This is a genomic window from Mucilaginibacter frigoritolerans (assembly GCF_007830615.1).
GTDB lineage: Bacteria > Bacteroidota > Bacteroidia > Sphingobacteriales > Sphingobacteriaceae > Mucilaginibacter > Mucilaginibacter frigoritolerans.
The window spans coordinates 109437-123617 of record NZ_VLLI01000016.1 but is presented as its reverse complement, the minus strand read 5'-3'; the positions used below and the strand labels follow the sequence as shown (position 1 = coordinate 123617).

The 14181-nt window shown below is 37.6% G+C and carries 12 protein-coding genes; 6 read left to right on the top strand and 6 right to left on the bottom strand.

Features of this window, described 5'->3' with window-relative positions; all coding sequences use genetic code 11:
* The 4 genes from JN11_RS21860 to JN11_RS21845 all read left to right on the top strand — a co-directional run.
* The coding region (locus tag JN11_RS21860) for a T9SS type A sorting domain-containing protein (protein ID WP_144914892.1) at positions 1–337 on the top strand (337 nt) is incomplete at its 5' end.
* Positions 338–596: 259 nt separating this feature from the next.
* Entirely contained in the window at positions 597–1727 is a 1131-nt protein-coding gene (locus JN11_RS21855) for a GAF domain-containing protein (RefSeq protein WP_144916142.1), read from the top strand.
* A gap of 87 nt (positions 1728–1814) precedes the next feature.
* Positions 1815–3764, top strand: coding sequence for a tetratricopeptide repeat-containing sensor histidine kinase (locus JN11_RS21850; protein ID WP_144916140.1), 1950 nt, complete (start codon positions 1815–1817; stop codon positions 3762–3764).
* Between the two features lie 653 nt (positions 3765–4417).
* Positions 4418–4873 carry a hypothetical protein gene (locus JN11_RS21845; RefSeq protein ID WP_144916139.1) on the top strand — a complete coding sequence of 152 codons (456 nt, stop codon included), beginning with the start codon at positions 4418–4420 and terminating at the stop codon, positions 4871–4873.
* Between the two features lie 83 nt (positions 4874–4956).
* Here JN11_RS21845 and JN11_RS21840 read toward each other — a convergent pair whose 3' ends face one another.
* From JN11_RS21840 to JN11_RS21820, 5 genes are all read right to left on the bottom strand, one after another.
* The gene (locus JN11_RS21840; protein WP_144916137.1) at positions 4957–5784 is read right to left on the bottom strand and encodes a hypothetical protein; all 828 of its coding nucleotides are present in this window, start codon (positions 5782–5784) and stop codon (positions 4957–4959) included.
* On the bottom strand, positions 5781–6296 hold the full coding sequence (locus tag JN11_RS21835; RefSeq protein WP_144916135.1) for a hypothetical protein: 516 nt from the start codon (positions 6294–6296) through the stop codon (positions 5781–5783). The genes JN11_RS21840 and JN11_RS21835 overlap by 4 nt, the downstream gene beginning before the upstream one ends.
* A 102-nt stretch (positions 6297–6398) precedes the next feature.
* Positions 6399–6677 carry a hypothetical protein gene (locus tag JN11_RS21830; RefSeq protein ID WP_144916134.1) on the bottom strand — a complete coding sequence of 93 codons (279 nt, stop codon included), beginning with the start codon at positions 6675–6677 and terminating at the stop codon, positions 6399–6401.
* 1165 nt (positions 6678–7842) lie between these two features.
* On the bottom strand, positions 7843–8967 hold the full coding sequence (locus JN11_RS21825; RefSeq protein WP_144916132.1) for a PepSY-associated TM helix domain-containing protein: 1125 nt from the start codon (positions 8965–8967) through the stop codon (positions 7843–7845).
* A 23-nt stretch (positions 8968–8990) separates the two neighbouring features.
* Positions 8991–11372 (bottom strand): TonB-dependent receptor, encoded by a 2382-nt coding sequence (locus tag JN11_RS21820; protein WP_144916130.1) that lies wholly within the window; start codon positions 11370–11372, stop codon positions 8991–8993.
* A 524-nt stretch (positions 11373–11896) separates the two neighbouring features.
* On the opposite strand from JN11_RS21820, the gene JN11_RS21815 reads away from it, so the two are divergent.
* Positions 11897–12832, top strand: a complete 936-nt coding sequence (locus JN11_RS21815) for a sensor histidine kinase (protein WP_246139072.1) — start codon at positions 11897–11899, stop codon at positions 12830–12832.
* The gene (locus tag JN11_RS21810; RefSeq protein WP_144916127.1) at positions 12813–13577 is read left to right on the top strand and encodes a LytR/AlgR family response regulator transcription factor; all 765 of its coding nucleotides are present in this window, start codon (positions 12813–12815) and stop codon (positions 13575–13577) included. Before JN11_RS21815 ends, JN11_RS21810 begins: the two co-directional genes overlap by 20 nt.
* Before the next feature lie 139 nt (positions 13578–13716).
* On the opposite strand, the gene JN11_RS24880 is transcribed toward JN11_RS21810, so the two are convergent.
* Complete coding sequence (locus tag JN11_RS24880) at positions 13717–13851, bottom strand: hypothetical protein (RefSeq protein WP_262713303.1); 135 nt, start codon at positions 13849–13851, stop codon at positions 13717–13719.
* Positions 13852–14181 lie beyond the last annotated feature (330 nt).

Genomic DNA, 14181 nt, shown 5'->3' with positions numbered 1-14181 from the left:
AGGTATAACCTACTCAAATGTGGTTACTATAATGTATGGCAATACCGGCAATAACTTGCAAGCTACACGCATCGGTATTTATCCAAATCCATGTAAGAGTATTTTAAATGTGTCTATTGTTGATCCGATTAGTTCGTCAACAGCGTCTGGAACTACACCAAAAAGCTATGCCATCAAAATTTATAATATGGCAGGGGTAGTGATTCAGGATGTGACTTCAGCAGACACAACCTGGCAAACTGATGAAAGCAGTCTTATTCCGGGTACTTATATTGTGAAAGTGTTCAATAACAGTAATAACAGTATTATAGGTCAGGGTACATTTATAAAGCTATAGTTTTTAAATATTCAGAAAAGGCAAAGCCTCTGGATGAAAATCCGGGAGCTTTGCCTTGAAATGGGGATCTCTCACCATCTCCTGATCAGTTGCTTTAAATGCTGAAATTATTTCGAATTTTTCTTCAAATAAATCTTAATAATTGTGTTTTTTACATTAAAAATGAATGATTGCCTATCATAGTTTTAAATAATTAATCTTTTTTTACCATATCGGAAGTTTGTTGTTTTAAAGCAAGCCCGTTTAATAATTTATATTAATGAATAAAGACCTGCACCTTCAGATTGTAGAGCAATTTGAGAACTTAGAGTTGGAATACAACAAGGAGTTGCAGCAAACAGTAGAATTTGCGGCAAAACTTTGCAATACTCCTGTTGCATGTATAACCTTAATGGATAAGAATACATATTGGATCGAAGTAAAAAAAGGAATAGATATCGCGCCGAATAACCCCCTCGAGTTGTTCTTTTTCTTTTCTATGCAGACCATTAAACACAAGAGTCTGTTTGTTGTTAAGGATGCACTTGAAGATGCGCGCTTTAATACTCATCCTCTTGTAGTGGATAAGCCGGGTATAAGATTTTACGCGGATGCCCCGCTTATTACCCATGACGGACGCTGCGTGGGAACAATAGGAGTTATTGACAATAAGCCCCATTTACTAACAACGCAGCAAAAATTAACATTAAAAATATTAGCCAAACATGCAATCGGTATTATTGGGATAAAGCTAAGCCTTGAAAAGCTGAATAAAAGCTTTGACAAATTAAAAAACCAAGAGCAGGAAAACAACCTCAACAATGAAATCAGGCTTCGCTCCATGTTTGAAAGTTTAACTGATGCTTATTTTTTGTTAGGTAAGGCGGGAGAGATTATCGACTTTAACAGGGCCGCATATAATCTTGTAGAAGATAAATATGGTGAAAAATTAACATACGGGTACTTTTTACCCGATTATTTATATTCTGCTTATAAAGATATTTTTATTTCAAACTATCACTGTGCCTTAAAAGGCGAAAAGATTCAACAGGAATGGCTGGCGGATTATGGAGTTAAGGGTAAGGTATGGTGGGATTGTACTTTTGAACCGGTCAGTAATAATGGCGGAGAGATAATAGGGGTTTCTTTTGTAGCCCGGAACATTGATGAGCGGAAGTTAAATGAGGAAAAAATACAGGAACAGCGTCAGCGACTTCAAAAAATTGCTAAAATCCAATCACATGATTATCGCGGTCCGGTGACTACTATTCTTGGCTTATTGAACCTGATTGAGGAAGAGAATTACCTGGTTACAAAAGAATATCTGACAATGTTACAGGTAGCTGTAAAAAGGCTGGATGAAAAAATCCTTGAAGTAGTGAGCATAGTCGATTACCCTCGGGTAACTTAAGCGATTTTTTACAGATATTTTAATATTAAAATAAACAGTTTATTAATTATTGCTTATTTAAGCTGACCTAATTAACACAATACCTGTATGAGGAAACTTTTATTTATGCACAAGCTGTATCTTTATGTGCAGTGGATTATTATATATGGTGTACTGACTTTTACATGCGTATTCTCCTGCCAGGCACAAACCAACCATATCAAGGTTTTTTTTGAGAAACTTAATACGGCTAAGCATGATACTGACAGCGTAAATGTCTATTACGCTATATCCAAGTTATATTGGAATAAAAATGCCGACAGTGCGCTGTTAATGGCACAAAAATCACTTGACCTTGCACAGAAAATTCATTTCGAAAAAGGTATTGCGCTGGCATATCTTTCTAAAGGCGTAGTCCTGGTGTCCAAGGGTAAGTTTCCTGAAGCACTGGAATGTCATTTTCAGAGCCTCCGGATCAGTGAGAAATCAGGAATGGAAAGTCTATCGGGGAATGAATATAATAATATTGGTATTGTATATGCCAAGATGGATGATTATGCCAAGGCGCTTTATTATTATCAGCAAGCTTATAAAATAGCCTTAAAACAGCACGATCCTACAGGCTTTGCTAGCTATTGCTTACTGGTAAACATTGGAGAAATATTTAAATACAAAGGTCAGCCGGATTCTGCCATCGCTTATAATTCCCGGGCTTTAATTATAGCAAAAAGAGTAAAAGACCCAAGCAGTATTGCTACGGCATTATATAATATTGGTGAAAGCTACATTGCCAAAAAAAACTACGCACAAGCGCAGATTTACCTTTATGAGGCCATTGATATTGCGCAAAGAGCAGGCGATGATGAAGATGTTGCTTACTGTCATACCAGCCTTGCACTTACTTCATACTATACCGGTAAATATGATTCGGGTATGCGGTATGCGCAAAAAGGTCTGGAGGAAAGCAAAAAATTAGCTATTGTTGAACTCATCACCAAAGCCTATCATGTATTATACTTAACGCATAAAAAGACAGGCAATTATAAACAGGCACTCTATTACAGGAACCTTGAAGTTGAATTAAACGATAGCTTGAATACTGCAGAAAAACAAAAAGCTATCAGGAATATACAGTCAACCTATGAGCTGGATAAAAAGCAAGAGCAAATAGACTTGTTGAATAAGGATAAAATTATAAGTCAAAAAGAACTGGAAAAAATAAAATTTAAAAGAGATATACTAACAGCTGGTGCTATTCTTTTATTGATAATATCTTTTGTTCTTTTCAGAAACTATACACAAAAAAGGAGGCTTAGTGAGCAATTGGTCCTGCAAAATAAAAATATATCAGCACAAAAACTCCGCCTGGAAGAACTGGTCCAGGTTAAGGATCGGCTGTTTTCTATTATAGGACATGATCTGAGAGGGCCGATTCATACAATCAGTCAAATGATGGGTATGATAAAAGAAAAAGATTTATCAGAAGAGGAAAGAGATTTTTGGATTGAGAAAATAAGCGAACATCTTACAATAACCTCACATTTGGTTGAAAACCTACTGTATTGGGCAAAAAGTCAGATGGATGGCATCCACACCAATCCAGCCAACTTTGATGTGCAAAAGGTAATTGAGCAAAATATTAGGCTGCTCAACGCACGGGCTGCTGAGAAGAAAGTGATCGTAACTGGTGCAGAAATAATTGGATCTGAAACTGTTTACGGAGACGAAACAATGATTGATATCGTGATCAGGAATTTGGTGGAGAATGCCGTGAAGTTTTCAAAAGAGGGTGATCTTGTTACCATTGGCGCTGAAAAAAAAGAATTATCAACAGTGATAACGGTAAAAGATAACGGGAAAGGCATTCCGGAAGAAGCGCAGGCAAAGATATTTGACAAGCTTTCGTCCTACACAACTTTTGGCACAGCCAGCGAAAAAGGAAGCGGGCTCGGTCTTCTATTGTGTAAGGAACTTGTAGAAAAAAACAATGGTACTTTATGGTTTGAAAGTAAGATAGGTATAGGAAGCTCTTTCTATTTTACCATACCATCATATTAAGATTACTCTTTTAAAATCCGCTTATTAGCCAATAATGGCCCATGATTAAGCCTTGAATATCCAATCAGTAACAACAATGGTCAAATCAAAATTGACGAAGATGGAACAATATAATTTATCCAATACCTTTTAAAATGTGTTTTATAACAGGTTCGTATAATAAAAAATATATTGTAAATATATTTTTTATTTATTATTTTTCATTGTTAATTATTGTTGTTTTTATTTGTTTATTATTGCTTATTATTGATTATTTAAAATCTACTAAAATATTAAAATTTGTATGTTATTTGATTAAATCTTTGTTCAATTTCATGTGAATAAAATACACCTGATCCCCCCCAGATGGCCAATTTTAAAATGACCACTTTTAGTATTTAAATTCAGTTTCTTAGGAGATGAAAGTAAACCGGTGAAGAGTGATCAATGCCATTTGTTTTTTTTATACCTAAAAAGGCTAAAATTGTACTAAAAATAGATCAAATTTTTTGTTGCTGATTTGTTACTCAATGGTTATAACTATTTAGTAATCAAATAGTTATATATTTATAGCAAAACTATAAAGCAATGTTAAAGAATGCTTTGCTATAGTTAAAATTGAAAAATACTACTAAGCCAATTAGTTAGTTATAGTGTCTAAAATAAAGCTGGTAATGCATTCAATTAGAAAATATGTTGTATTGTATTTGATGGGAATTGGCTTTTTGCTATCTAACCAATGCTTTGGGCAAAATATAGATAAGAGTTTTAATATAGATTCATCCAAAACAATTAGTTTAATCGAATTTAATCATCGGGTTGATAGGGCCACTGAACTTCTCAGGACAAAAGAATTGCAGGCAATTTCAGATAGCGACCATATTAATATTATGATGTGCCTTAATACCATTTTTATGGTTCATAAAAAGTATAGTATTGAAAAGGTTTTTACCGGAGGTAGATATAAGGAACTTGAAACTGCAGAGCGAAAAGTGAACTATGAAAAAGATATTGTTGAAGTCTATCCAAAATACATTTGGAATAGAGGAATGGGATATTATTTCCCAAAGCTAAAGATGGAGCTTTATGGTACACCACACCTATATGCAATATTTAATGTAATAGAGTGAGGGTTTTTCCTCAACTAACATAACTATCCCCGTTAATTCAGGAAGATCATCTTAAAACTCGGAATTTCTAATGAGTATCGTTACTAAAATCCCCAATAATGGTGCAATGCGATATTTGCATATATTATGGCAGGATAAGTGGATAGAAATACCCAGAAAAAATTGTTGAGGCCCATAACAACAGCATTATAAGCATGAAAAAAAAGCCCCCAGGCAAGAAAGACAAGACAATAGGGATAGGGCAGGATAACCACAGTAAAAAACAAACCCTCAACCAGCATTACATTCCACGATAACACCGCGCTAACCACTGGCGACGAACGATGCAGGTACAAGGCGATACGTTCTGAGCCATATGATTCGGTGTTCATTATTTGAAAAACTGCTGCTCCGCTTCGCCATTTTTTCGAAAGCATCTTTGCAGTTCCGGCGATTACGTACGAAATAATAGATTGCGCGGCAATAAAATATAAACTTACAGCAGTTATTTTAGGGTCACGAAAAATAAAAGTTATAAGCAACGCAATACTGGTGATAGCCGACATTTGGTCTGCGCCGTCGCCACCGATAGGGTTGCGGACAGCCAGAAGCAATGAAGTTGTCACAACAATGGCTAAAATATATACAGTTACAGGCGATATGGGGTCGATAAGAAGGTAGATACTACTACCTATCCTGAGGGCCATAATTGTCAATACGCCTGGTTTGTTAAAAAGTATTTCGGGGCTGAGCTTACGTATGCTGTGGGCTGTGCGGAGTTTTATCATTTTCCAGGAGTAAATGCCGTCATCGGCAAACTGGCGTATGATCATTATATATTCAAGCGCAGTTAAAAATATGGCTATACATAAAAGCCTGATCACGCAAGCACAAACAAAAGGGGCTTCGGAGAATTTTAACAGGGTACTCATAATCTATGAAAATCAGAGTTTAAAATTAAACGTGGCTCCATTAACTCCTGATAGCCGAAAGATTCTAATATAATGAACTGAATAGCATATGCCCGGGGGGCAAGGGGCAATTTGGCACAATAATTTAACACGCTGATATAACTGAAAGTAAGCTTAATATTTTCTTTATTCTGTTCGGTTATCTCATTATCAATTTGCATCAGGATAGTACGGGCATGATCATTCAGCGCTTTTTGCAGGCGGCGCTCCGGATTAAATAAGGCTGTGCTGAGTTCCTTTTTGCTTCGCAATGGGATTTCCTGGAAAGTTGTTATAGTACCGTCCTCCAGTTTTACCCGCGACAGCAAGTTGAAATCTGAGACACCAGGATTAGGTGCAAAAAATGTCCAAACTGGTACCAGGCGAAACAGATCGTGATGGCTTATCCATTTGTTGGATTTAAAAACGGGTTGATTGGCACAGGTAAGTATAAGCCAACCTATGTAAAATACGCTTATAAAATATAGTATCATTTTGCCCTGTTTTAAGGATTAAACAATTATGTTTTTTGTTTCGCTATAAAACAGTTCAAAGAATCGGACTACGCTTTCTTTGAACTGCCCGCATGGCTTTTTTTACCTTGTTCCAATGCTTTCGCGCAATTCAACAAGCTGTTCTACGCTCGCGTCTTTCAGTACCTTTGTAACGGCATTTGAAACTTTGTCCAGTACACTTTCTACAGGAATATCCTGAACGTGGTGGAAACCACCTTCGGTAAATCCTTCAATAATAATAATGAAAGTACGGCCAACGTTAACGATGTAGTCTTCGTCAATTCGTCCCTCTCTTTTTTTGGCAATGATAAGATCTAACAATGCCAGGTTCTCTGCGGATGTTACGATTTTTTTTCCCATGATGATGTAGATTTTAAGTTAAATTTTATAAGATAAATCTACAGCCCGGTAGAACAATAGTTGCGAGTATTCCTACGCTATTTTGACCGTATTTTAACGTTTTTTTTAAAAGTATAATTACGTGTTTTTCAGTATGTTATTGTCGAACCATGTTTGTTTCTACGACTCCGCAGCGCAATACAAAATCAGCTATAAAAGGGTTTGAGTTTGGTAGCCTAAGAATCACTTCTTTTAAGTTAAAAGGCTTTAGATGGAAGTCTGAATGTTTTTTGTTCAAACAAATTGTATACAATATTTTAGGTCGAAGTTTGTAAACTTTAACCAGTTGTGGTTATGAAATAGAAAAAGCCGGGCTAGCCCGGCTTTTTCTATTATTTACAGGTAAATATCTATTATAAATGATTGATTATCAAATATTTATAAAAAATATAAAGAAAGTTAAATCACTAATTTTTATTTATAAATATCAGATTTTCAGATAGTTATAAATAAAACCGATTGGTATATTAACGTGTTTGTAACTGAAAGCTATTTTTTTGGGTGCTTATTTGTTACTCAAAACGCCAATTGCTTCTCGTTTTTAAATCCGGAAGAATCCATTGTAACTATTTAATACTAAACAACACTAAATAGCACAAAACACCACTAAAAGTAGGGGAAATAACAATGGATGCCCAATACATAATTTTCATATGTTAAATGTTCAATTCTGATTAGATTTTGAAAATTTAACATATATGTGTTCAAACTTTACAATTCAAAGAAAATGTGTGCATTGTAAAAATCGAAGAAGATATTTATATGGAATTGGGAAAGAATGAAAAGAAGCATGTCAAAGATTACGGCCTGACCTACCAGACCCAATGTGCCTGCCGAAGTACAACCTGAGAAACAGATGTATTATTTAAAGGAATAACTAATGATGTAACGGCAGCAAATTTCGTTCCCGGTGCAAAAGTGGTACCATCAACAAGAGATTCACCCCTGCTTATGGCGAAAATGGACACAAGTTAAGTCTGAGAAGAGAGATACGAAAGGCTCAGGTTTCATTGGCAAGCTAAAAAATATGTCGGCGATTAAACCAATCGGTACTTATCCGGTTTAGATTGGGCATACATGCTAACGGCTATGGCCAGCAAAACGAGAAAAAAGTAAAAGTGCTTTTTTATTTGATGGATGAATTAGTAAGGGTACGTTTCTTTTTACGGTTTCGGCCCAGCCAGACCATAAACCCGGTAATGGGTAAAGATGCCGCCGTTAATCCCGATAGAAACCAGATGATTTTACCGCCGATACCCAATCCGAAATTGCCGATATGGATATTTCGGTTGCTTTGGGCCACTTTGTCATAAGCCGTATAATCCTGGTAACGATCCGTTTTTAGCACTTTACCGGTATATTGGTTAAAATACAGGCTGCTTTGGTTCCGTACGATCGTGGATGGGTAGCGCATCAGTATGCGAATAGTCCCGATGCTGTCTGCCGGAGGGGTAATAAAAGTTTCACTCGCACCAGGATTGGCGGAAGCCATGACGGCATAAGCTTCGTCGATGCTATAAATTTTATCTTTCTTTGGTTTCGATTTGAGTTTCTTTTCTTTTTTGGGTATGGGCTGGCCGGTCAAAAAAGCGACGGTGCTTTTAGCCGAATCATAAACAAAGAATATCCCCGTCATCGAGATCGTCAACAGAACGATCAGTGTGTAAAAACCCAATACGCTGTGTAGTTCCCAATTCAACAACTTCCAGTTTTTTGTTTTGAAGTTGATGGTGATGGCCTTTTTGAAGAAACGACGCTGTTTGGGCCACCATAAGATGAGCCCGCTGATACACATCACCAGAAAGATGAGCACATTGCATTTGATGATCACCGAACCCACATCACCCAATAACAGGTGCTTATGGATATCCTCATCAATTTCAAAAAAATCGTGATTAAGATCCTTTACCCCGATAATTTTTGAAGTATAAGGGTCAACACTGATGGCTCTGTCCTTCTTAATATAAAAAATAATGGCGGCATCTTTATCTTCTTTAAACCGGATACTTTTGATCTTATCCTTTGGATAATAGCTTTTAAGCGTATCTGTCATTTGCGTTAAAGGTAACCGGACATGCCCTACCTGCTGTACATGGTAAAAATCGTGCTGGAAGAGTTCGCGGCCTTCTTGCTCAAATACATATAAAGAACCTGTTAGGGCAACAATAACAACGACCAGGCCGCTTGCCAGGCCTAAAATTAAGTGAAGTTGCCTGATCAGGTATTTAAGGGTAATGTGTTTGGTTGCCATTGTATTGATATACTATTTTGGGGTTAAAATTTAATGCTCATGCTGGCCGTAACACGCGCCGGATTCTGTGGTGCCAAGCGGAACGACCAGTATTGCTGGTTCGTCAGGTTATCTGCTTTCAAACTAAACCGATATTTCGGTTGATCATAAAATGCTGCAGCATCGATCAGGGTATAAGCAGGTATAGTGAATACAGCTGTGGTGGTATTGGTCTGGTACGACCGGCTGCCATGGTTGCCGCCAATTCCGAAACCTAAGCCTTTGGCCTTTCCGTCCATAAACTGATAGCTCATCCATAAATTAGCCATTTTATCCGGCCCGGAAACTGCGGGACGAAGGCCAACAATAGTTGGGTCGCCGGCTGTGTAAACACTGTTATTATAAGCATAGCCTGCAATAATGTTGAGGCCTGTTATGGGGTTGGCAATCAGCTCAGCTTCTACACCTTTACTTAATTGCGTACCATCCTGGATGTTGAAAGCGGCATTAGCCGGATTTGGCCGTATGGTATTGGTAACGGAAATATCGTAGTAGCTGATCGTCGAACTGATCTTATGATCCCAGATGTCAAGTTTCACACCGCTTTCCCATTGGTTGGCATATTGCGGTTTAAAGGTTGTACCATTAATATCGGTACCTGCCACATTACTAAAACCGTTCATATAATTACCGAACAAGGAAATCTGGTCTTTAATTACCTGGTATACCAGCCCGAATTTGGGCGATAAGGCGGTTTGCCCGAAATTGCCAATCGTGGTATTCGCGCTTGGGGTATAAGTACCCTTGTTATCTATCCTATCCAGGCGCAAGCTGGCCATCGCGCTTAACTGGTCGGTAAAATTGATCACATCCGATGCGTAAGCGGCATAGATGGTTTGGTTGGTTTGATAATACGTATAAGTTGCAGTTGCCAGCATTGCGTTTACTTTATCTACGTTATAGGTATTGTAAGCGACGCCCGGGTGCTGGAAATTGATGGCTGGCATGGTAGCCGTAGCATAATCGCGGTTACTTTTCTGGTTGTAAACATCAATACCGATCACCACACGATTGCGTAAACCGACCACTTTAATATCGCCTATAACGTTTTCCTGCACATCGGTACCGTAATAAGGGAAATCCTCTTTTTGCAAGCTCTGTTTTAGGGTGGTGTCGGTTACGCCGGTCAATTGTGTTACATAGCCTTTGGTGGTTGAAAACGTTCTGGCAAAAGCAGTTTGTGATTTCCAATGATCCGATAATTTATAATTTATCACGCCAAAAAGATCGAACTGCTGGCTGTTATAATCCAGGCTGTTATTGATAAAGGATAGTTTATAAGGTATACCCAGGTCTGTAATACTATGCACCTTACTGGTTGCGCCCACAAATGGTGCAAAACGATAAGCTGATGTGGCATCATAATCACTAATTTCGGCATCTAGCTGAATATCCAAACGATCATTCATCTTGTAAGAGAAACTTGGCGCAAAAAAGATACTGCGGGTAAATCCCTGATCCTGAAAACTATGTTCGCTGTGTATGGCGGTATTAACGCGGAATAAGGCCGTTTTATCCGCATTGAGCGGGGTATTGATATCTGCAGTTAAACGGTTCAGATCAAAACCTCCGGCCGAATAACTCACCTCGCCTTTAAATGTATCAAAAGGTTTTTTAGTTACCCTGTTAAACAAACCGCCAAAAGAAGTCAGCGTACTGCTGAATAATGTACCTGATGGGCCTTTGATTGCTTCAATCTTTTCGATATTGGCCGGATCGACACTGTTATAATCAAAACCCGAAATGCCGTTCCTCACCAGATTTTCGGTGGTAAAACCACGCGATAGGAGAGAGCTGCGGCCATTGTTATACACCAGCGGGACGCCTGCGCCGGGGATATTCTTATAGGCATCGTTAAAATTGGTGATCGATTGCTCTTGCATCAGGCCGCTGGTTACCACGCTGTAAACCTGCGGATTCTCCAAATTTTTTAAAGGCAGTTTAGCAATATCGTTGGTTTCTTTTTTAAGGAATTTATTGGCTTTGTACAATTTTACATAAACCTCATCAAGTTGCTTTTCGTTTTCGGTTAAGGTCAGATCGAGCACTTCTGTTTTTCCGGATACAATCGTTACCTGTTTTGATTCGGTATTGAGACCGATAAAGCTGGCAATTACGGTATAAGTTCCGGGTTTGATATTTTTAATGGTGTAATGCCCAGTCTGGTTAACCGATGTGCCCTGATTGGTTTCTTTGACCAGGATCGAAACGAATTCAGCGGGCTTACCGTCTGATGTTTTGACGGTACCTTTTAATGTGCCTGTGGTTTGTGCGAATGCGATGCCAGTCGTAAAAAGCAGCGTCAGAAAAAAGAGGAAAGTGTGTATCCGTGTTTGGGATGGTGGATAAGTAAGTTTAAAATACATAAATTTGTACAAATGATAATGGTTCACACATCGTTGTTATTGGCCCGGTGTAAAGTTTCGACGCAGCATACCGGGCTTTTTTATTTTCTGCAAATTTATTCTTATTTAGATTAATTACAAATAATATTGTTTTAGGAATAGTTTTACTTTTTTGCTGCTGTTTAGAATTGCCAGCTTAAAATTCATCGAATGACACATTGCAAGCAATTCAAAATCTGTAACCCACACTTCGCCAATTTACAGCCATCTCCTAAAGACCTGCACCGAAGCACTAAAGTTGGTTATTTTAAAATTGGCCAACTGGAGGCAATTAGGTGTGGTTTATCCAAATAATAGCACTGGTTTAATTAATTTGTCCGCTTCATTGGCGGATTTGTCCTACCTGAAAGATCAAATAACATATTGACGATTTTTTTGAAATACATTTGTATATGTTGAGGACTTATCATATCAAATGGTTTTTTATTCTTACAGGGATTCTAACCATAAGTAGTTTATTTCTTTACCAGGGAAAAATCTCATCATTGAAATGGTGGGAATTTCCCGATTACGCAATTCATATTACAGCACTGCTTTTTATTGGTTGGTTGATAAACGGATATTTTCTTACGCGAACTACATCTCTGCATAATAACTATACAAAGCATTTTTTAAGCATCTTTTTGGCAACAATTACTGGGTTTGCCCTGGATTATTTCCTGTATCAGATTTTACCACAGACAGATCTCATTTCACATAGTGCCGGATTTGATACTGTCTCAAATATTATTAATCATCTAACCGGCGCATTTTTCCTTGGTTTGATTTGCTATGTCGTTTTTTATAGTGTACATACGAATTCAGCACTTCAAAACGCTAAACTTGACAATGAAATATTAGAACAGGCTCACCTTCGCGCTCAATTATTGTCGTTGCAGCAGCAGATCAGTCCTCATTTCTTATTTAACTCCCTCAGCACGCTAAAAACGATCGCGGGTGATCAAGCGACAAAAAATTATGTTGTTCAACTTGCAGCGGTATATCGTTACGTACTTAATTTTAACGAGAGTTATCTTTCTCCTTTAAAAGACGAGTTGGCATTTATCAAGTCGTATCTTTATATCATGAGTGAACGATTTGAGGAAGCGCTTCAGGTGACCATAAACATTCCGGATGAATATCTCCAGTTATTGATTCCTCCGCTTTCACTTCAGCTCCTGATTGAAAATGCCATTAAACATAACGTGATATCTAACGAGCAGCCCTTACATATTACTATTATGACCAATGATTTTCCAGCATTGGTTATAAAGAATAATACTCAGCCTAAAAATATACCTGAGGAAGGTACAGGCACAGGATTAAAAAACATCCGCGAACGCTACAGGTTACTGATACAATTACCGGTAGAGATTGTAAATACATCATCAATGTTTTCTGTCACTTTGCCATTATTGAAAAATGAGAGTAATCATCATTGAGGACGAAAAGAAAACAGCCAAAGAGTTGGAAGGGATGTTGCTCAATATTGATAGCGACATCAATGTTGCCGCGACCCTCACCTCGGTTTCCTCCGCTGTAAAATGGCTTAAAGAAAATGCATCGCCGGAATTAATATTCTCGGACATCCAGCTGGGTGACGGTTTAAGCTTTGAGATTTTTCAAGAAGTTCAGACAAAAGCACCTGTAATATTTTGTACGGCGTTTGATCAATATGCCATCAGGGCTTTCGAAGCAAACAGCATTGATTATTTATTGAAACCTATTGAAGAAGATATATTGCAAAGAAGTGTAGAAAAATACATGAACTTGAAGGATCACTTATCAAATGTTGGTTCGCAGTACTCCGTCAATCTGAATAAGGTGATCGTCCAAATGGATACCACTTATAAGCAAACTTTGCTCGTCCATTACCGTGAAAAGATCATTCCGATCAAGGTCATTGATATCGCATTCGTTTATGCGGCGAACGGATTAGTTCACGTCAATACCAGAGACGATAAAAGTTATTCGGTTCAATACACCATCGAACAATTAGAACAGCTATTAAATCCTCATCAATTTTACAGAGCAAATAGAGCATTCATTATTAACCGTGACACGATTCAAAATGTGGAACATTATTTTAACCGTAAATTGTACGTAAAGACTAAGTACGAACCACCCGAAAAGATCATCGTTAGTAAGATCAAAGCACGGCTTTTTCTAAATTGGATGGAGCAATGAATGTGGATGCTGAAGTTTAATTGAGGGATTAAATAAAAAATAAATAACCATTCCTGCAAGTAGCAGGGCTTAACAGGAACGGTTATTTATTTTAATAATTAGCGACAGCCTTATTAAGAACTATTTCTTATATGATTACTTAATGGTGTCCATTGTTTTCATGACCCTGACCGCCATTCCCCTGGGAGCCGTGGTGATGCATTGGAAAACAACCTGATAAAACTGCAATTGTAGATAATAGTGCGATCAGCATTCCAAATCTTCTGGTTTTCATAGTGTTGAATTTTAAAGTAAATATTCATGAATCTTAATGATCCTATTACCCAAAACTATCCACTTGTGGGATATTGTAATGTATTAACGAAATGAAGTGGACAAATCGCCTTATGAAACGGACCGATTTGCCTGTTGACATGTAACGCATTAAATCTTGTTTTAAGTCTATTTATTGCGAAGGCAAATATTTAAGGCTTGTTGTCCATTTCATTGCCAGTTTTGTCCGTTTCATTACTGTATTTTAAATAGCGGTAAAACGGTTGGATAATTTTGCGCTCAAGATCTTAAAAGCACAATTTAAAAATTGATGCGAAGGATCTGGACACAG